This window comes from Variovorax sp. Varisp85, assembly GCF_047304045.1.
Taxonomy (GTDB): Bacteria; Pseudomonadota; Gammaproteobacteria; order Burkholderiales; family Burkholderiaceae_C; genus Variovorax.
The window spans coordinates 1-19,108 of sequence record NZ_JBGLYN010000068.1 but is presented as its reverse complement, the minus strand read 5'-3'; the positions used below and the strand labels follow the sequence as shown (position 1 = coordinate 19,108).

Annotated in this window: 16 protein-coding genes; 10 read left to right on the top strand and 6 right to left on the bottom strand. The window is 67.9% G+C overall.

What is annotated here, in order from left to right:
• Nucleotides 1-10: 10 nt before the first annotated feature.
• Both ACCC97_RS22810 and ACCC97_RS22805 read right to left on the bottom strand, forming a co-directional pair.
• On the bottom strand, nt 11-1,441 hold the full coding sequence (locus ACCC97_RS22810) for a sensor histidine kinase (protein ID WP_007836849.1): 1,431 nt from the start codon (nt 1,439-1,441) through the stop codon (nt 11-13).
• Nucleotides 1,438-2,121, bottom strand: coding sequence for a response regulator transcription factor (locus ACCC97_RS22805; protein ID WP_007836848.1), 684 nt, complete (start codon nt 2,119-2,121; stop codon nt 1,438-1,440). The genes ACCC97_RS22810 and ACCC97_RS22805 overlap by 4 nt, the downstream gene beginning before the upstream one ends.
• A 136-nt stretch (nt 2,122-2,257) precedes the next feature.
• Between ACCC97_RS22805 and ACCC97_RS22800 the strand changes: the two genes are divergently transcribed.
• The 3 genes from ACCC97_RS22800 (at nt 2,258) to ACCC97_RS22790 (ending at nt 5,419) form a co-directional block, all read left to right on the top strand.
• A complete protein-coding gene (locus ACCC97_RS22800) occupies nt 2,258-3,217 on the top strand; it encodes a tripartite tricarboxylate transporter substrate binding protein (RefSeq protein ID WP_413335197.1) in 960 nt (319 codons plus the stop codon).
• A gap of 140 nt (nt 3,218-3,357) precedes the next feature.
• Nucleotides 3,358-3,894 (top strand): tripartite tricarboxylate transporter TctB family protein, encoded by a 537-nt coding sequence (locus tag ACCC97_RS22795; protein WP_007837985.1) that lies wholly within the window; start codon nt 3,358-3,360, stop codon nt 3,892-3,894.
• 1 nt (nt 3,895) lies between these two features.
• The gene (locus ACCC97_RS22790) at nt 3,896-5,419 is read left to right on the top strand and encodes a tripartite tricarboxylate transporter permease (RefSeq protein ID WP_007837987.1); all 1,524 of its coding nucleotides are present in this window, start codon (nt 3,896-3,898) and stop codon (nt 5,417-5,419) included.
• Nucleotides 5,420-5,498: 79 nt separating this feature from the next.
• Here the strand turns inward: ACCC97_RS22790 and ACCC97_RS22785 are convergent, their stop codons facing one another.
• Genes ACCC97_RS22785 through ACCC97_RS22770 form a run of 4 tightly spaced genes read right to left on the bottom strand, consistent with a single transcriptional unit; the run spans nt 5,499 to nt 12,017 of the window.
• A complete protein-coding gene (locus tag ACCC97_RS22785) occupies nt 5,499-8,615 on the bottom strand; it encodes an efflux RND transporter permease subunit (protein WP_413335194.1) in 3,117 nt (1,038 codons plus the stop codon).
• A gap of 20 nt (nt 8,616-8,635) precedes the next feature.
• A complete protein-coding gene (locus tag ACCC97_RS22780; RefSeq protein WP_413335192.1) occupies nt 8,636-9,826 on the bottom strand; it encodes an efflux RND transporter periplasmic adaptor subunit in 1,191 nt (396 codons plus the stop codon).
• Complete coding sequence (locus ACCC97_RS22775; protein WP_413335191.1) at nt 9,823-11,316, bottom strand: efflux transporter outer membrane subunit; 1,494 nt, start codon at nt 11,314-11,316, stop codon at nt 9,823-9,825. Before ACCC97_RS22775 ends, ACCC97_RS22780 begins: the two co-directional genes overlap by 4 nt.
• A complete protein-coding gene (locus tag ACCC97_RS22770) occupies nt 11,313-12,017 on the bottom strand; it encodes a TetR/AcrR family transcriptional regulator (RefSeq protein WP_413335189.1) in 705 nt (234 codons plus the stop codon). Before ACCC97_RS22770 ends, ACCC97_RS22775 begins: the two co-directional genes overlap by 4 nt.
• 137 nt (nt 12,018-12,154) lie before the next feature.
• Between ACCC97_RS22770 and ACCC97_RS22765 the strand changes: the two genes are divergently transcribed.
• The 7 genes from ACCC97_RS22765 (at nt 12,155) to ACCC97_RS22735 (ending at nt 19,062) form a co-directional block, all read left to right on the top strand.
• The gene (locus ACCC97_RS22765) at nt 12,155-13,684 is read left to right on the top strand and encodes a sigma-54 interaction domain-containing protein (RefSeq protein ID WP_413335187.1); all 1,530 of its coding nucleotides are present in this window, start codon (nt 12,155-12,157) and stop codon (nt 13,682-13,684) included.
• 233 nt (nt 13,685-13,917) lie between these two features.
• On the top strand, nt 13,918-14,253 hold the full coding sequence (locus tag ACCC97_RS22760; protein WP_413335186.1) for a hypothetical protein: 336 nt from the start codon (nt 13,918-13,920) through the stop codon (nt 14,251-14,253).
• Entirely contained in the window at nt 14,250-14,537 is a 288-nt protein-coding gene (locus ACCC97_RS22755) for a hypothetical protein (RefSeq protein ID WP_042674251.1), read from the top strand. Before ACCC97_RS22760 ends, ACCC97_RS22755 begins: the two co-directional genes overlap by 4 nt.
• A 132-nt stretch (nt 14,538-14,669) precedes the next feature.
• Nucleotides 14,670-15,857 (top strand): substrate-binding domain-containing protein, encoded by a 1,188-nt coding sequence (locus ACCC97_RS22750; RefSeq protein ID WP_413335184.1) that lies wholly within the window; start codon nt 14,670-14,672, stop codon nt 15,855-15,857.
• Nucleotides 15,858-16,082: 225 nt separating this feature from the next.
• Entirely contained in the window at nt 16,083-17,528 is a 1,446-nt protein-coding gene (locus ACCC97_RS22745; protein ID WP_413335183.1) for a PHB depolymerase family esterase, read from the top strand.
• Nucleotides 17,529-17,569: 41 nt separating this feature from the next.
• Entirely contained in the window at nt 17,570-18,334 is a 765-nt protein-coding gene (locus ACCC97_RS22740) for an ABC transporter ATP-binding protein (protein ID WP_007829834.1), read from the top strand.
• Nucleotides 18,331-19,062 (top strand): ABC transporter ATP-binding protein, encoded by a 732-nt coding sequence (locus ACCC97_RS22735; protein ID WP_007829832.1) that lies wholly within the window; start codon nt 18,331-18,333, stop codon nt 19,060-19,062. The genes ACCC97_RS22740 and ACCC97_RS22735 overlap by 4 nt, the downstream gene beginning before the upstream one ends.
• Nucleotides 19,063-19,108: the final 46 nt, after the last annotated feature.

The following is a 19,108-nucleotide window of genomic DNA, read 5'->3' as shown; positions in this document are numbered from 1 at the left end:
AGAGTGGGTGTCAGGAATTGTGCCCCGACAGCGGCAGATGCACGACCGCGTCCAGCCCGATCACCTGTTCGGCCCCGCTCTGCGCGTCCGGCTCGCTGCGGTTGTCGAGGCTGATGCGTCCGCCGAGCGCCAGCACGATCTCGCGGCAGATCGCCAGGCCCAGCCCCGAGCCGCTCGACGCGCTGCCGGCGGAGAAGGGCGCGAACAGGCGCTGCCGCAGCTCGGACGAGATGCCGGGGCCGCAATCGCGCACGGTGAGCACCGCGTCCTCGCCCTCGGCGCGCACCGAGACCGACAGTGCAGCGCCCACGGGGCTCTGCTTGATCGCGTTGTGCAGCAGGTTGCGCGTGAGTTCCTGCAGCATCCAGTGGTGGGCGCGCACCGGCACTGGCTCGTCGATGGCGAGCTCGAAGTCGAGCGCCTTGTCGGCCACCAGCGGCGACAGGTCGAGCGCGATCTGCCGCGCCACCTCGCCGAAGTCGAGCGTCACCGATTCCGGCTGCTGGCGCAGCTGCTCCACCTTGGCAAGCGACAGCATCTGGTTGGCAAGCGTGGTCGCACGCTCCACCGTGTGGCTGATCTCGCCGAACGCCTGCTCGGGAGCGACGTCGCCGCGCCGCGCCGACTGCACCTGGGCCTTCAGCACGGCCAGCGGCGTGCGCAGCTGGTGGGCGCTGTCGCGCACGAAGCGCTTCTGGTGGTCGAGCAGCCGCTGCAGCCGGCCCATCACTTGCGTGGTGGCGTCGATCAGCGGGCGCAGCTCGCGCGGGGCATCGGGCGCGTCGATGGGCGAGAGGTCGTCGGCCGGGCGCTTCTCGATGGCTTCGCCCAGCTCGCGCACCGGCCGCGTGGCGCGCTGCACGACGAACACCGTGACCAGCGCGATCACGCCCATCAGCAGCAGCTGGCGCCACAGCATGTCGAGCAGCAGCTTGCGCACCAGGGTTTCGCGCAGCTCCAGCGTCTCGGCCACCTGCACCACGGCCATGCCGCGGCCGGTGGCGCTCGCCACCGGCTGCAGCAGCACGGCGACCCGCACCGGCTGGTTGCGGAATTGCGCGTCGTAGAAGTCGACCAGCGCCGCATACGCGCCGCGGTCCGGAATGCGGCCGCGCCAGAAGGGCAGTTCCGCAAAGCCCGAGATCAGCTTGCCGTCGAGCGCCGAGACTCGGTAGAACAGCCGGCTGCGGTTGTCGGCCTCGAAGGCCTCCAGTGCGGAGTAGGGCACGATGGCCCGCAGCCGCGCCATGTCTTCGTAGCCCTCCACGTCGAGCTGTTCGCCGATGGTCTTGGCGGACGCGAGCAATGTGCGGTCGTAGGCCGTGGTGGCGGCCGCGAGGCTCTGGCGGTACAGGCTCACGCTGTTGATCACGATGAACACCGCAATCGGCGCGAGGATGCCGAGCAGCAGCCGCGCGCGAAGCGAGGAAACGCGGGTCATGTTTCCGGGCGCAGCAGGTAGCCCAGCCCGCGCATGGTCATCAGCACGGCGCCGGTGCCCACGAGCTTCTTGCGCAGGCGGTACACCACCACCTCGATGGCTTCGTACTGCACGTCGGCCTCGCCCGGAAACACCAGCTCGAACAGGCGCTCCTTGGTCACGGCGTGGCCCGGCTTCATCATCAGCGCCTTCAGCAGCGCCAGCTCGCGCGGTGTGAGTTCGAGCAGCTCGGCGCGGTTGTAGATGGCGCCGTTGTCGGGCTCGAAGCGCAGCCCGCCGATCTCCTGCGGGTTGAGTCCGGCGTCCTGCCCCGCGACGCCGTGGCTGCGCCGGCGCAGCGCGCGGATGCGGGCTTCCAGCTCGTCGAGGTCGAAGGGCTTGGGCAGGTAGTCGTCGGCGCCGGCGTTGAGGCCGACGATGCGGTCGCCGACCGTGCCGCGCGCGGTCAGCAGCAGCACCGGCGTGCGCAAGCCTTCGGCGCGGGCCTGGGCCAGCACCTGCAGGCCGTCGAGGTTGGGCAGGCTCAGGTCGAGGGCGACCACGTCGGGCTCGATGGCGCGCCACTGGGCGACGGCCTCGGCCCCGTCGCCGCAGACGCGCACATCGATCCGGCGGCGCCCGAGGGTGCGCTGCAGGGTGATTTGCATCGAGGGATCGTCTTCGACCAGCAGCAGCTTCATACGGTGGCGGCAGGGATGGGTACTTTGGTGTTTTCCCCAGTCTGGCGGACAGCCAACTGACAGCGGGGCGGCGCATGATAGCGCTCAGCTAAAAGTCAGCTTCCTTTCAAGTTCCTTCCAATTCCAGGAGACACGCATGCGTCGCGACACCTTTCTGAAGTCATTGGCCGCGCTGGCCGCCACCGGTGCCCTGCCACTGTCGGCCCTGGCCGCCGCCAACGTCAAGATGATGATTCCCGCCAACCCCGGCGGCGGCTGGGACACCACCGGCCGCGCGCTGGGCAAGGCCATGACCGAAGCCAAGGTGGCCGACACCGTCACCTACGACAACAAGGGCGGCGCCGCCGGCGCGCTGGGCCTGGCCCAGTTCGTGAACGGCTCCAAGGGCGATGCCAACGCGCTGATGGTCATGGGCTCGGTCATGCTGGGCGGCATCATCACCGGCAAGCCGCCGGTCAACCTGTCGCAGGCCACGCCCATCGCCCGCCTGACGACCGAGTACAACGTGTTCGTGCTGCCGGCCAACTCGCCGCTCAAGAGCATGAAGGACGTGGTCGACCAGCTCAAGAAGGACCCGGGCAGCGTCAAGTGGGGCGGCGGTTCGCGCGGCTCCACCGAGCACATCGCCGCGGCCATGATCGCGCAGAAGGTGGGCGCCGATCCGTCCAAGATCAACTACGTCGCCTTCCGTGGCGGCGGTGAAGCCACCGCCGCTGTCCTGGGCGGCAACGTCACCGTCGGCGGCAGCGGCTACAGCGAATTCGCCGAATACATCGCCGCTGGCAAGATGAAGGCCATTGCCGTCACCTCCGCGCAGCGCCTGCCGGGCATCAATGTGCCCACGCTGAAGGAGCAGGGCATCGACGTCGAGATCGGCAACTGGCGCGGCGTGTACGGCGCGCCCGGCATCTCGGCCGAGCAGCGCAAGGCGCTGACCGACATGGTGCTGGCCGCGATGAAGAGCCCGTCGTGGGCCGAGTCGCTCAAGAAGAACGACTGGACGCCGGCGGTGCTCTCGGGCGACGCCTTCACCAAGTTCGTCGATGACGACTTCGCGAGCCTCCGGGCCATCATGGCGAAGTCCGGCATGGTCTGAACAAGGTTCACCCCCAGGCTGCGCGCACTTCGTGTCGCGCGCGCCTTCCCCCTGCCGGGGGCAACACCTGAGGCCCGGCAAAGCCGGTTCCTCGGTGTTCCCCGAAGGGGCTCTCTTCCCCCCGACTGCGGGAGCAAAAAATGACAACTCCAGACTCCTCGGCCTCGCCGCAACCCTCGGCCACGTGGCCACAAACCCTGGTCGGCGCCGGCGTGCTGCTGACCGGCCTCGCGCTGGCCTTCGGCGCGATCGGCATTTCTTCCGAAGCCGGCTATGGCGGCGTCGGCCCCAACTTCCTGCCCTGGCTCGTGTCCGTGGTGCTCGTGCTGTGCGGCGCCTGGATCCTGTGGGAGGCGCGCACCGGCGGCTTCCGCGAGCTCGACGCGCCTACTGGCGCCGAGCATGCCTACTGGCCCGGTTTCGTCTGGGTGTCGGCGGGGCTGCTGCTCAACGCAGCACTCATCACCACGCTCGGCTTCATCTTGAGCTGCACGATGTGCTACGTGCTCGCGGTGCAGGGCCTGCGCCGCGCGAGCGGGCAGGGCGGCGTCAACTCGCCGCGCACCTGGCTCGTCGACTTCGTCACCGGCGCGCTGATCTCGGCCCCGGTGTTCTGGATGTTCACGCAATTCCTGGCCATCAACCTGCCTGGCCTCACCAACACCGGGTGGATCTGACATGGATATCTTCAACGCACTCATGGCGGGCTTCGCCGCCGCCATCACCCCCGTCAACCTGCTGTGGTGCCTGGTCGGCTGCGCCCTGGGCACGGCCGTGGGCGTGCTGCCCGGCATCGGCCCGGCCGTGGCGGTGGCCATGCTGCTGCCCATCACCGGCAAGGTCGACATCACGGCCTCGATGATCTTCTTCTCGGGCATCTACTACGGCGCCATGTACGGCGGCTCGACCACCTCCATCCTGCTGAACACGCCTGGCGAAACCGCCAGCATGGTGACGGCGATGGAGGGCAACAAGATGGCCAAGAGCGGCCGCGCGGGCGCAGCGCTTGCCACGGCCGCCATCGGCTCGTTCGTGGCCGGCACCATCGCCACCGTCATCGTCACGCTGTTCGCGCCCTTCGTGGCCGACTTCGCGGTCAAGCTCGGGCCGCCCGAGTATTTCATGTTGATGCTGCTGGCCTTCACCACGGTAAGCGCGGTGCTCGGCAAGAGCACGCTGCGCGGCATGACGGCGCTGTTCGTCGGCCTCGCCGCGGGTTGCGTCGGCCTTGACCAGATCTCGGGCCAGGGCCGCTATACCGGTGGCGTGCCCGAACTGCTCGACGGCATCGAGATCGTGCTGGTGGCCGTGGGCCTGTTCGCCGTGGCCGAGGTGCTGTACGCCGTGCTGTACGAAGGCCGCGTGGTCGAAGGCCAGAACAAGCTCAGCCGCGTGCACATGAGCAAGCGCGACTGGAAGCGCTCCATTCCCGCCTGGCTGCGCGGCACCGCCATCGGCACGCCGTTCGGCTGCATCCCGGCCGGCGGCACGGAGATCCCGACTTTCCTGAGCTATGCGACCGAGAAGAAGCTCGCCAAGGACAAGGACGCCAAGGCCGAGTTCGGCACCACCGGCGCCATCGAAGGCGTGGCCGGCCCCGAGGCCGCCAACAACGCCACGGTGACGGCCGCGCTGATCCCGCTGCTCACGCTGGGCATTCCGACCTCGAACACCACCGCCATCCTGCTGGGCGCGTTCCAGAACTACGGTATCCAGCCGGGTCCGCAGCTGTTCACCACCTCCGCTGCGCTGGTGTGGGCGCTGATCGCATCGCTGTACATCGGCAACGTGATGCTGCTGGTGCTGAACCTGCCGATGGTCGGCCTGTGGGTCAAGCTGCTGAAGATTCCGAAGCCCCAGCTGTACGCCGGCATTCTGATTTTCGCGACGGTGGGCGCCTACGGCATGCGCCAGAGCGCGTTCGACCTGTTCCTGCTGTATGCCATCGGCCTGCTGGGCGTGGTGATGCGCCGCTTCGACTTCCCGACCGCGCCCGTGGTGGTCGGCATGATCCTGGGCCCGCTGGCCGAAGCGCAGCTGCGCAACGCCATGTCGATCGGCGAGGGGAGTGCGTCGGTGTTCTTCCAGCGCCCGATGTCGATCGCGCTGGTCGTCATCGTGGTGGCCGTGCTGGTGCTGCCGCGCCTTGCCAAGCGCATGAGCGAACGCAAGCTGAAGCGGCTGGCACAGCTGGACGCCTGACGCTCCTCGGGGCTCGCCCGAGCCCGGGCAAAAAAAAGCTGCGGCAATGCCGCAGCTTTTTTTGTTGCCGCCGTGAGGCTTATCGCCCCGCCGCAGGCGTCTCGACCAGGTCGTCGTCGATGTGCGGATCGGCCGGCTGCCCGCGCAGCTTGCGCACGGTGCGCCGGATCCAGTGCTCGATGTCGTCCACGTAGGTGAACACGGCCGGCACCACCAGCAGGCTCAGCACAGTCGAGGTGATCAGCCCGCCGATCACCGCCATCGCCATTGGCGAGCGGAAGCTGGAGTCCGCGGCGCCGAAGCCGACCGCGATCGGCAGCATGCCTGCGCCCATGGCGAGCGTGGTCATGATGATGGGCCGGGCGCGCTTGTGGCAGGCGTCGCGCAGCGCGTCCCAGCGGCTCATGCCGTGGTCGCGGCGCGCCACGATGGCGTACTCCACCAGCAGGATGGAGTTCTTGGTGGCAATGCCCATCAGCATGATGAGACCGATCAGCGAGGGCATCGACAGCGCCTTCTGCCCGATCAGCAGCCCCACGAACGCGCCGCCCAAGGCGAGCGGCAGCGCGCACAGGATCGTCACCGGATGCAGGAAGTCCTTGAACAGCAGCACCAGCACGATGTAGATGCACAGCACGCCGGTGAGCATCGCCAGGCCGAAGCTGGCGAACAGCTCGGTCATCACCTCGGCGTCGCCCACTTCGGTCACGCGCACACCGGCCGGCAGCTTCTGGATCGAGGGCAGCTTTTCCACCGCGGCCTTGGCGTCGCCCAGGCCCACGCCCGAAAGCTCGATCTCGAAGTTCACGTTGCGCGAGCGGTCGTAGCGGTCGATCACGGCCGGGCCGCCTTCCATGGTGAGCGAGGCCACCTGGTTCAGCATCACGGGCCCGCGCGCGCCGGGCACCGAGAGGCGTCCGAGCAGGTCGATGTCCTTGCGTGCCGAGTCTTCCAGCTTCACCACGATCGGCACCTGCCGCTGCGCGAGGTTGAGCTTGGCCAGCGCCTGGTCGTAATCGCCCAGGGTGGCCACGCGCAGCGTCTCGGCGATGGCCGAACTGGTCACGCCCAGGTCGGCGGCGCGCGCGAAGTCGGGGCGCACGGCGATCTCGGGGCGGATCAGGCTGGCGGTGGAGGTGATGTTGCCCAGGCCGGGAATGGTGCGCAGGTCTTTCTCGACTGCGCTGGCGGCGCTGGCCAGCGCCGCCGGGTCTTCGCCCGTGAGCGCCAGGATGTACTTCTCGCCCGAGCCGCCCAGGCCCACGGTGCTGCGCACGCCGGGCAGCGTTTCGAGCGCGGCGCGGATCCGGTTCTCGATCACCTGCTTGCGCGGGCGGTCGCCGCGCGGATCGAGCTTGATTGTGAGCGTGGCCTTGCGCGTTTCGGGCGTGCCGAAGTTCGCGAACGGGTCACCACCCGCGCTGCCGCCCGCCACAGTGGTGTAGACGCTCTTCACGTGGTCGATCTTCATCACGCGGTTGCGAGTTTCCTCGGCGGCGGCCGTGGTCTGCGCCAGCGTAGAGCCGGGCGCGAGCGAGAGATAGATCTGCGTCTGCGAGTTGTCGTCCGCCGGAATGAAGCCGGTCTTGAGCAGCGGGATCATCGCCAGCGAACCGAAGAAGAAGAGGGTGGCCAGCACCATCGTCTTGAAGCGGTTGTGCGTGCTCCATTCCACCGCGCGCATGTACCAGCGCAGCCAGCCCGGCTCCTTCTCAGCGCCGACGATCGGCTTCAGGATGTAGGCCGCCATCATGGGCGTGAGCACGCGCGCCACCACCAGTGACGCGAACACCGCCAGCGAGGCCGTCCAGCCGAACTGCTTGAAGAACTTGCCGGCCACGCCGCTCATGAAGGCCGTGGGCAGGAACACCGCGATCAGCGTGAAGGTGGTGGCGATCACGGCCAGGCCGATCTCGTCGGCCGCCTCCATGGCCGCCTGATAGGGTGTCTTGCCCATGCGCAGGTGGCGCACGATGTTCTCGACCTCCACGATGGCGTCGTCCACCAATATGCCGACCACCAGCGACAGCGCCAGCAGCGAGATCACGTTGACCGAGAAGCCCAGCAGGTACATGCCGATGAACGCCGGGATCACCGACATCGGCAGTGCGATGGCCGACACGAACGTGGCGCGCCAGTCGCGCAGGAACAGCCACACCACCACCACCGCCAGGATGGCCCCTTCGTAGAGCAGGTGCAGCGAGCCGTTGTATTCCTCGTCCACCGGATCGACGAAGTTGAATGCCTCGGTCAGCTCGATGTCGGACCGCTTCGCACGCAGGTCGGCCAGCGCCTTCTGCACGGCGTGGCCCACTTCCACCTCGCTGGCACCGCGGCTGCGGGCCACCTCGAAGCCCACCACGGGCTTGCCGTTGAGCAGCGCGGCCGCGCGCGGCTCGGCGATGGTGTCGCTGATGCGCGCCACCTGGTCGAGGCGGATGCGCCGTCCGTCGGTCAGCACGAGCTGCATGTCGGCCAGCTGGTCAGCCGACTGCACCGTGGCCATGGTGCGAACGGGCTGCTCGCTGCCACCCAGGTCGAAGCGGCCGCCCGCGCTCTCGGTCTGCACCTGGCGCAACTGGCGCGAGATGTCGGCCGCCGAGGCGCCCAGCGCCTGCAGCTTGCCCGGATCGAGGTCGACGTGCACCTGGCGCGCGACGCCGCCCACGCGGTTCACCGCACCTACGCCGGGCAGCGCGAGCAGCTTCTTGGTGATGTCGTTGTCGACGAACCAGCTCAGTGCCTCGTCGTCCATGGCCGAGGAGGCGATGGTGAAGGCCAGCACCGGCTGGGCCGCGAAGTCGAGCTTGGTGACGACCGGGTCGCGCACGTCGGCCGGCAGGTCGGCGCGCACGCGCTGCACCGCGGAGCGCACGTCGTCCACGGCTTCCTGTACCGGCTTCTCGAGGCGGAATTCGACGATCAGCGTGGCGGCGCCGTCCTGCACCTTGGTGGTGATGTGCTTCAGGCCCTGCACCGTGGCGATGGAGTTCTCGAGCTTGCGCGCGACGTCGGTCTCCAGCTGCGAAGGCGCGGCGCCGGGCAGCGACGCCGAGACCGTCACGGTCGGCAAGTCGATGTCCGGAAAGTTCTGCACCTTCATCGCGTTGAACGACAGCAGCCCCCCGAAGGTGAGCAGCACGAACAGCATCACCGCCGGAATCGGGTTGCGTATGGACCAGGCGGAAACGTTCATGGGCGTGTCCTTTGAATTGCTTACTTGGCCGCGGCGGCGGAGGCCGCCGACCTGGCCGGCTGCGCGGAGGGCGCGGGCGCATCCACCACGCGCACCAGGTCGCCGTCGTTGAGGAAGCCCGCACCCTGCACCACCACCTGGGCGCCGTCGGGCAGCGCGCTGGTGATTTCGATGCGGTCGTTCAGCCGCCGACCGATCTGCACCTTCATCTGCGCCACCTTGTTGTCAGGCTTGAGCAGGAAGACGTTGTTGAAGCCGTCGCGCGGCACGATGGCGCTCTGCGGCACCGTGGGCGCCGAGCTGCGGCCCAGCTCGAAGTCGCCGCGCGCGAACATGCCCGCCTTGATGCCGGTGTTCTGCTGCACGTTGGGAAGGTCGACGTACACCAGCGCCGCGCGCGTCTGCGGATCGACCGTGGGCGCAATGCTGCGCACCTTGCCGCGCACCTGCGCGCCGCTGGCGCTGACCACGAAGGCGGTGGTGCCGACCGAGATGCGGCTCAGCTCCGCCGAAGTGACCTCGGCGCGCCATTCGAGCCGGCCCTGGCGGATCAGGCGGAACAGCTCGGTGCCGGCCGAGACCACGCTGCCGACGGTGGCGGTGCGCGCCGAGATCACGCCGTCGTCGGGTGCCAGCACCTGTGTGTTGCGCCCGCGCACCTGCTGCGCGGCCAGCACCGCCTCGGCCGCCTCCACGCGCGCCTTGGCGGTCTGCTCGGTCGTCTGGTACTGGTTGATCTGCTGCTGGCTCAGCGCGCCGGTGGCCTGCAGCGTGCGGGCGCGCGCGGCATTGCCGGCGGCGTCGGCCGCGGTGGCGCGGGCTTCGGCCAGCGAGGCGCGCGACTGCGCGATGTCGGCCTGCACCGTCTCGGGCGAGAACACGGCCAGCACCTGGCCCTTCTTGACGACGTCGCCCACGTTCACGCGCACCTCGGCCAGCTTCAGGCCGTTGGACTCGGAGCCGACCACCGCCTCCTGCCAGGCGGCCACGTTGCCGTTGGCTGCGAGCGTGAGCATCAGCTCGGTGGCCTCCGGCCTGGCGACGGTGACGGTCAGCGCGGGCCTGGGCGCTGAGCCGCCGTCCTTTGCCTTGGCGGCGGACTCGGCCGCCTTGTCCGAGGGCTTGCCGCGCGCCACGAAGAAGATCGCCGCGATGACGACGACCAGCGCGAGCAGCGCGATGACGAGAGTGGAACGCTTCATTGTTTTCATGGCGACGTCGCGACCTGGGTGGCCGGGGTGGTGGTCATTGAGGACGATTCGGAAGAGGGCGCGGAGCGGCTCCAGCCGCCACCCATCGAGCGGTACAGCGCAACCCATGCCTCGGTGCGCTCGCGCTGCAGCGAGACGCGCGCCGTCTGCGCGGAGAACAGCGTGCGGCGCGAATCCTCCAGCTCGAACAGGCTCGCGAGGCCGCTGCTGTAGCGGGCCTGCGTGGCGTCGAAGGAGGCCTGGTAGTTCTTCACCGCGGCGTCGGCGTCGGTGGTGCGGGCGTCGGTGGCGTCGAGGTTGACCAGCGCCTCCTCGACCTCGCGCACGGCCTGCCGCACGTTGGCGCGGTAGAGCGACACAGCCTCTGCGTAGCGCGCCTTGGCGGCGTCGGTGTTGGCCCTGCGCGCGCCGCCGTCGAGCAGCGGAACGGTCAGCGACAGCGGGCCCACGGTCCAGGTCTCGAGCGATTGGTGCACGCCGCCGACGCGATATTGCGTGCGTCCGATCGAACCCGACAGCGTGAGCTTCGGGTAGCGCTCGGCTTCGGCCGAGCCTACGTCGGCGCTGGCCGAGGCTACGCCGAGCTCGGCCGCGTACACGTCGGGCCGCTGCGAGATCGCCTCGGCCGGCACGCTGGCGATGCTGCCCACGGCTGGCAGTGCACGCTGTGCTGGCGCGGCGGCGAGCTTCTGTTCGAGCGTGGTTTCGTCGATGCCGCTGAGCGCGACCAGCGCCTTGCGCTGCACCGCGCACTGGGCGCGCTGCTGGGTGAGACGGCCCGAGGCGTCGGAGGCGCTGGCGCGGGCCAGTGCGGCATCGGCCGGTGCGGTGAAGCCGGCCTTCGCGGAGAGGTCGTTGAGCCGCGCCGTCTCCGAACGCGAACGCGCGTCCGATTCGGATACCCGCAGCTGCTGCTGGCAGGCACGCTCGGCGAAATAGGCGTTGGCCGTCTCGGCCGCCACTGCCACGCGCGCGTCGTGCCACTTGGCGTTGGCGCTGTTCTGCTTGGCCTCGGCGGCGTCGCGGTCGGCGCGCAGGCGGCCGAACAGGTCGATCTCCCATTTCGACTGCAGGCCCGCCTGCAGCGTGGTGATCGGCGTACTCGCGGAGAGGTTGCTGCTGTTGCTGCCGCCGCCGCTGGAAGCAAAGCCCGAGGTGCCGCGGCTGGCCGAAGCCGTGCCGTCCAGGCTCGGCAGCAGCGCGGCGCCGGCCTGCACGCGCGTGGAGCGCGCCTCGGCCACGCGCGCCGCTGCGCTGGCGATGTTCGGGCTCGCCGCTTCGGCTGCGGCGATCAGCTCGACCAGCAGCGGATCGTCGAGCTGGCGCCACCAGTCGGCCAGCGATGCCAGTGAGCCGCCGTGGGGCAGGGGAGCGTGCCATTGCGCAGGGAACGGCGCCTCGACCTGCGCGGGCGGGCGCGTCAGCGAACAGCCCATCAGGCCGATGCCCAGGCAGAGGGCAGCCATCAGTTTCAGTCGGAGTCTTCTCATTTCTTCAGCTTTCTCTCGGCATTCCGGCGGGCCGCCTCGGCTTCGACCAGCGCCAGCGCATAGCCCGTGAGGCGGTCGGCCCAGGTGTCGATGGCGCGCGGTGTGCGCAGCAGCGAAGGGCGAATGGCCTCGATGAAATCCTGGCTCACGTAGAGCTGCATCGACAGCCCGGTGATCGCGAAGGTCAGGCGGTGGATGTCGTCGTCGGCCCGCTCCACCTTCAGGTGGCGGCACAGCAGGTCGGCGATGGCGCGGTGCGGACCCTTGATGTCGCGCTCCAGCTCTTCGGCCCAGCGGCTCGTCGGCTCCAGCATCTCGCGCATGTGCAGCTGGATGCACTGCCGCACGATCTCGCCCTGCTTGAGCGGGTCGATCATCGACACCATGCAGATGCGCAGCGTGTCTTCGAGCGACTGGCCGGGCACGTTGCAGGCGGCGACGAGGTCGCTGGAGTCGCCGCCCATCGGTTCGCTGAAGGTGGCTGCGTACAGCCCCTCCTTGTCGCCGAAGTAGTAGCTGATGGCCGAGATGTTGACCCCGGCCTCGCGGGCGATCTCGCGCGTGGAGGTCTTGGAGAACCCCTTCTGCGCGAACAGCCGCAGCGCTGTATGGAGCAGCCGGTGGCGTGCCTCGGCGCCGTCGCTGCGCGGTGCGCGGCGCGGGGCATGGGTGATCGGGTCTCTCGCATTCATGCCCCGCATTAAACCATGCATGAAATCAAACGATTGATTTACTTAAGGGCTGCTGAAGGCTTTTGTCTGCAACTTCGATTCTGGGCATTTCCCCGCGGACTTTGATGCCGGATTTGTTGCCGATTGATGCGCGCTACGATCCCGCCATGCCTGTCGCTCCCACCGCACCGCCCACACTGCCCCTCGACGCCGAGGGCATCCTCGCGCTGGCCGCGCGCTCGATGTTTCATTTGTTTTCAAGCATCAGCCAGGGCATGTTCCTGGTGGACAGCAGCGGGCGCATCGTGTGGGTGAACGAGGGCTACCGGCGTTTCCTGCCGGCGCTGGGCTTTTCGTCCATCGACCAGTTCCTGGGGCACATGGTGGAAGACGTGATTCCCAATACCCAGATGCGGCGAGTGCTTGAGACCGGCGAGCCGATCCTCGTGGACCTGCTGACCAACAAGGCCGGCACCTTCGTGGTCAGCCGCCTCCCGCTGCGCCAGGAGCGCGAGGGCGGGGCGGGCGAGGTGATCGGCGCCATCGGCATCGTGCTGTTCGACCAGCCCGAGACCACGCTGCAGCCGCTCATCAGCAAGTTCGCGCTGCTGCAGCGCGACTTGGACGACGCGCGGCGCGAACTCGCGAGCCAGCGCAACAACCCGCTCTACCAGCATGCGCCCGATGGCCAGCGCCGCTCCAAGTACACCTTCGCGAGCTTCATCGGCAGCAGCCCGGCGGCGGTGGAGGTGAAGCGGCATGCGCGCCGTGCGGCCCAGTCGGCCAGCCCGGTGCTGCTGCTGGGAGAAACCGGTACGGGCAAGGAACTGCTGGCGCACGCGATCCATGCCTCGTCGGCGCGGGCGAAGGGCCAGTTCGTCAGTGTCAACATCGCGGCCGTGCCGGACACGCTGCTCGAAGCCGAGTTCTTCGGTTTCGCACCCGGCGCCTTCACCGGCGCTGACCGCAAGGGCCGCGAGGGCAAGTTCAAGCTGGCCGACGGCGGCAGCCTGTTCCTCGACGAGATCGGCGACATGCCGCTTGGCCTGCAGGCCAAGCTGCTGCGTGCGCTGCAGGAGGGCGAGATCGAGCCGCTGGGCTCCAACAAGCTCGTGCCCTTCGATGCCCGCGTGATCGCGGCCACCTCGCGCGACCTGCCGGAGCTGGTGCGGCGGGGGCTGTTCCGCGAAGACCTCTACTACCGCCTCAACGTGCTGCCGCTGCGCGTGCCGCCGCTGCGCGAGCGGCGCTCGGACATTCCCGCGCTGGTCGAGGCGCTGGGCGAGGACATGGCGCTGCGCAGCGGCGAGGCGCCACCCGAACTCACGCCCGACGCGCTCGCGCTGCTCGCGGGCCAGCACTGGCGCGGCAACATCCGCGAACTGCGCAACGTGCTGGAGCAGGTGACCATGCGCAGCGACTCGCAGCGGATCGATTCCGTGCAGCTCGAACGCATCCTGCGCGAGGCTGGGCTGGAGCAGATCGAGTTGCCGGCCACCTTGCAGAGCGCGCACGATGCGGATGAAGAAGCGGCGTTGCTGCGGCCGCTGGCGCAGCAGGTGGCCGAGCTGGAGCGCAAGGCGATCGCGGCGGCGCTGGCTTCGACGGGCGGGAACAAGCTGGCGACCTCGCGGCTGCTCGGGATTTCGCGGGCGACCTTGTATGAGCGGATGACGAGTCAGGAACAGTCAACCTGAATCCGCTGTCTGCCATGCGCAGGATGGGCCGCGCGGACATCGAGCGCCACACGTCCATTGGCACGTCCTGATGCACGAATGCGAGAGCCGCAGGGTTGCCGGCTACGACCAGCAGGTCTACGAGGCCCGGGGCCACAAGCAGCTCTATTGGGTGGAGTCCCCGTGACCGGAGCATTGAGCCCGGTGTCAGAGCGATACTCCCGCTCCAGCCCACAACTCCGACGCCACATCCGATGAAGAAGGCCCTTGCCCGCTCCGCTGCCTGCCTTGCCCTCTGCGTCGCTGCCAGTTTGGCAAACGCCGCGCCTCAGTGTTCCGGCGAGGCCGTCGCCCGTGCCAAGAAGCTGCTGACCTTCCACTACGGCGAGGACGACCGCATCCGCATCAGCCCCGACGTGAAAGAGCTGCCGCCGATCCGCAACCCTGCCAACAAGAAGCAGCAGTTCAAGGTGCTCGAAGTCTGGGGCAGCATCTACAAGGGCGAGTACCGCATGCGGCTCATCTACTTCGTGTCGGGTAACGACTGCACGCTGATGGGCCAGGAGATCCTGGAGTACGCGAACCTGTGAGCATCAAGGCACTGCGCTCCACCTTCGGGCCCAACTGCCATTGGTGCGGGCTGCCTATGGATTTCGAGGAGCCCGCGGGCCGGCCAGAGGCCGCCACCATCGAGCATCTCGTCGACTCGACCTTCGGCGGCATCCGTTCGTCAAAGCACCGGCGGCTCGCGCACGCAGCCTGCAATCACGCGCGCAACGAATTCCGCATGCAGGCCGAGCGTCAGTTCAAGCAATGGATCGCGCAGCGCCAAGCCTCCGCGAAAACCCTGAACAATAAAAAGACAGATGTCTGAAAAAAAGACATCGCCAGTGTTCTGAATTCAGTCGAATGGCGCTCTTCTCGAATAAAGAAGCGTTTGTTATCAATGGCTTAGAGAATGGCACGAACTGTGCAATATTCAGTCACCATTATCAGGAGACAAAGAATGAACCGTCGCCACCTCGTCGCCCTGGCCGCACTTGCCACCTGCGCAGCCGCCGCACCCGCCTGGGCCCAGTCCAGCGAAATCCGCATCGCCCACATCTACAGCAAGACGGGCGCACTGGAGGCCTACGGCAAGCAGACCCAGACCGGCTTCATGATGGGCCTGGACTACGCCACCGGCGGCACGATGATGGTCAACGGCAAGAAGCTCGTGGTCATCGAGAAGGACGACCAGGGCAAGCCCGATCTCGGCAAGTCGCTGCTGGCGGCCGCCTATTCCGACGACAAGGCCGCGCTGGCCGTCGGCCCGACCTCGTCGGGCGTGGCGCTCGCGATGCTGCCCGTGGCCGAGGAATACAAGAAGATCCTGCTGGTCGAGCCTGCGGTGGCCGACTCGATCACCGGCGACAAGTGGAACAAGTACATCTTCCGCACCGGCCGTAATTCGAGCCAGGATGCGATCTCCAACGCGGTGGCCGTCGACAAGCCGGGCGTCACCGTCGCCACGCTGGCGCAGGACAACGCCTTCGGCCGCGACGGCGTGAAGGCCTTCGGCGCAGCGCTCAAGAAGGCCAAGCTGGTCCATGAGGAGTACCTGCCGCCCACCACCACCGACTTCACGGCCGGCGCGCAGCGCCTGATCGACAAGCTCAAGGACCAGCCGGGCCGCAAGGTCATCTGGATCGTCTGGGCCGGCGCGGGCAACCCGTTCAAGATCGTCGACCTCGACCTGAAGCGCTACGGCATCGAGATCGCCACCGGCGGCAACATCCTGCCCGCGATGGCGGCCTACAAGGCGCTGCCGGGCATGGAAGGCGCGGCGTACTACTACTTCGGCATCCCGAAGAACCCGGTGAACGAGGCGATGGTGTCGGCGCACTACAAGCAGTTCAAGGCGCCGCCGGACTTCTTCACGGCCGGCGGCTTCTCGGCCGCGATGGCGGTGGTCACGGCGCTGAAGAAGACCAACGGCGACACCAACACCAACAAGCTCATCAGCACCATGGAAGGCATGAGCTTCGACACGCCCAAAGGCAAGATGACCTTCCGCAAGGAAGACCACCAGGCGATGCAGTCGATGTACCACTTCAAGATCAAGGTCGACCCGGCGTTTGCCTGGGGTGTGCCGGAGCTGGTGCACGAGATCAAGCCTGAAGAGATGGACATCCCGATCAAGAACAAAAGGTAAGGGCTCGCCCCCAGGCTGCGCGCACTTCGTGTCGCTGCGCCTACCCCTACCGGGGGCAACACCAGCGGCCCGGCAAGCCGGTTCCGCGGTGTTCCTTGAGTGTTCTCCATTTCGCCCCGGATGGCCGCCGGGCGAAGCGCCAGCCTGCGTCTGCGCAGCCAGCCTGATCCACGGCCGATTCGTCAGCAAGCAAGCGTTCGATACCCACAACACAAGGAGACAGCGATGCGATCGATGAACTGGAAGGGATTCGCCGCGGCCGCGGCAATGGCGGTGGCGGCGCATGCCGCCACGGCGGCTGTGCCGCTGCCGGCGCTCGGCGCCAACCCGGCGGAGGTGAGCGTGTCCGGCCTGTCGGCGGGCGGCTTCATGTCGGTGCAACTGCATGTGGCCTATTCGGCCACCTTCAAGCGCGGCGCCGGCGTGGTGGCGGGCGGGCCGTTCTATTGCGCCGAAGGCTCGGTGACCAACGCCACCGGGCGCTGCATGACGCACAGCACCAGCATCCCGGTGTCGTCGCTCGTGAGCACCACCAATAGCTGGGCCGCCAGCGGCGCGATCGACCCGGTGTCGAACCTCAGCGGCTCCAAGGTGTACCTGTTCTCGGGCACATCGGACAACACCGTCAAGCAGGCGGTCATGGACGACCTGAAGACCTACTACCAGAGCTTCGTGCCCACCGCCAACACGGTCTACAAGAACAACATCGGCGCGGGCCACGCGATGGTCACCGACGACTACGGCGGCGCCTGCAGCACCACCGCTGCACCCTACATCAACAACTGCGGCTTCGACCTCGCGGGCGAGATCCTCACGCAGCTCTACGGGCCGCTGAACCCACGCAACAACGGCACGCTGGGCGGCACCTTCACCGAGTTCAACCAGTCGGAGTTCATCACCGGCCACGGGATGGCCACCACCGGCTGGATCTACGTGCCGCAGGCCTGCACCACCACCTCGTGCCGCGTGCACCTGGTGTTGCACGGCTGCAAGCAGAACTACACCGACGTGGGCGACCAGTACGTGCGCAAGACCGGCTACAACCGCTGGGCCGACACCAACAACATCGTGCTGATCTACCCGCAGACGAGCACGGCCGCCACCAACAGCTGCTGGGACTGGTGGGGCTACGACAGCGTCAACTATTCCAAGAAATCCGGACCGCAGATGGCGGCGATGAAGGCCATGATCGACCGCGTCACCGGCTCGGCGGGCGGCAGCGGCCTGCCCGCGCCTACCGGCGTGGGCACCTCGGGCGCGACCAGCAGCAGCATGGTGATCGGCTGGGCTGGCGTCACGGGCGCCAGCGGCTACAACGTGTACCGCGGCGGCAGCAAGGTCAACGCCTCTCCCGTCGCCGCCACCAGCTACACCGACACCGGCCTGGCCGCATCGACCACGTACAGCTGGACGGTGGCCGCGCTGGACGCGAGCAACGTCGAAGGCGCCATGTCGGCCGCAGCCACGGGCGCCACCACCGCGGGCTCCGGCGGCGGCGAAACGTGCTACACCGCGAGCAACTACACGCACACCGTGGCCGGGCGAGCCTATGCACTGTGGGGCCTTACCTATGCCTACGGCTCGGGGCAGTCGATGGGCTTGTGGAACATCTACGTCACCACCACGCTGAAGCAGACCGGCCCCAACTACTACGTGATTGGCACCTGTTGAGGTCCGTCTTCATTTCTCTTTTTAATTCGCAATGACCAACGATGCTTGAGACCCGGGACCTGACCATCCGCTTCGGTGGGCACGTGGCCGTCAACGGTGTGAGCTGCGCCTTCGCGCCGGGCACGCTGACGGCCATCGTCGGCCCCAACGGGGCGGGCAAGACCACTTACTTCAACCTTATCTCGGGCCAGCTCAAGGCGAGCGCCGGCACGGTCTCGCTCGACGGGCACTCGCTGTCGGGCCTGTCGCCGTCGGCGCGCACGCACGCGGGGCTGGGGCGGGCCTTTCAGCTCACCAACCTGTTCCCGAACCTCACGGTGCTGGAGAACGTGCGCCTCGCGGTGCAGGCCACGCGCGAGGGCGCGCACCGGCGCGGGCTCAACCTGTGGAGCATCTGGAGCGACCACAAGGCGCTGACCGAGCGCGCGGACCAGATCCTTGGAGACGTGGCGCTGAAATCGCGCGAGCACGCGACCGTGGCGAGCCTGCCGCACGGCGACCAGCGCAAGCTCGAAGTGGCGTTGCTGATGGCGCTGGAGCCGAAGGTCTTCATGTTCGACGAGCCCACGGCCGGCATGAACGCGGCCGAGGCACCGGTCATCCTCGACCTGATCCGCAAGCTCAAGCAGGACAAGAGCAAGACCATCCTGCTGGTCGAACACAAGATGGACGTGGTGCGCGAGCTCGCGGACCGCATCATCGTGCTGCACAACGGCACGCTGGTGGCCGACGGCGAACCGGCGGAGGTGATCGCCTCGCCGGTGGTGCAGGAGGCGTACCTGGGCATCGCGAAGGAGGCTGCATGAGCGCCGAGAATCTTCTTCTGAGCCTCGAGGGCGTGCACACGCACATCGGGGCGTACCACATCCTGCACGGCGTCGATCTCGCCGTGCCGAAGGGCCAGCTCACGATGCTGCTGGGCCGCAACGGCGCGGGCAAGACGACCACGCTGCGGACCATCATGGGCCTGTGGCACGCGTCGCAGGGCAGGGTGCGCTTCGGGGACAAGGAGATCACCGCACAACACACGCCGCAGATCGCCGGCCTGGGCATTGCCTACGTGCCCGAGAACATGGGCATCTTCTCCGACCTCACGGTGAAGGAAAACATGCTGCTGGCCGCGCGCGGCGCCAAGAACGCGCAGCAGATCGACGACACGCGCCTGAAGTGGATCTTCAAGCTCTTCCCCGCGGTCGAGAAGTTCTGGAACCACCCGGCGGGCAAGCTCTCGGGTGGGCAGAAACAGATGCTGGCCGTGTCGCGCGCCATCGTGGAGCCGCGCGAGCTGCTCATCATCGACGAGCCCAGCAAGGGCCTTGCGCCCGTGATGATCAACAACATGATCGATGCCTTCGACGAGCTGAAGCGCAGCGGCGTGACCATCCTGCTGGTGGAGCAGAACATCAACTTCGCCCAGCGACTGGGCGACACCGTCGCGGTGATGGACAACGGCCGCGTGGTGCACAGCGGCTCGATGGCGGCGTTCTCCGAGGACGCGCAACTGCAGCAATCGCTGCTTGGACTGGCTCTATGAAGTATTCGATGTATTTCTCCCTCCCCCTTTGGGGGAGGGTTGGGGT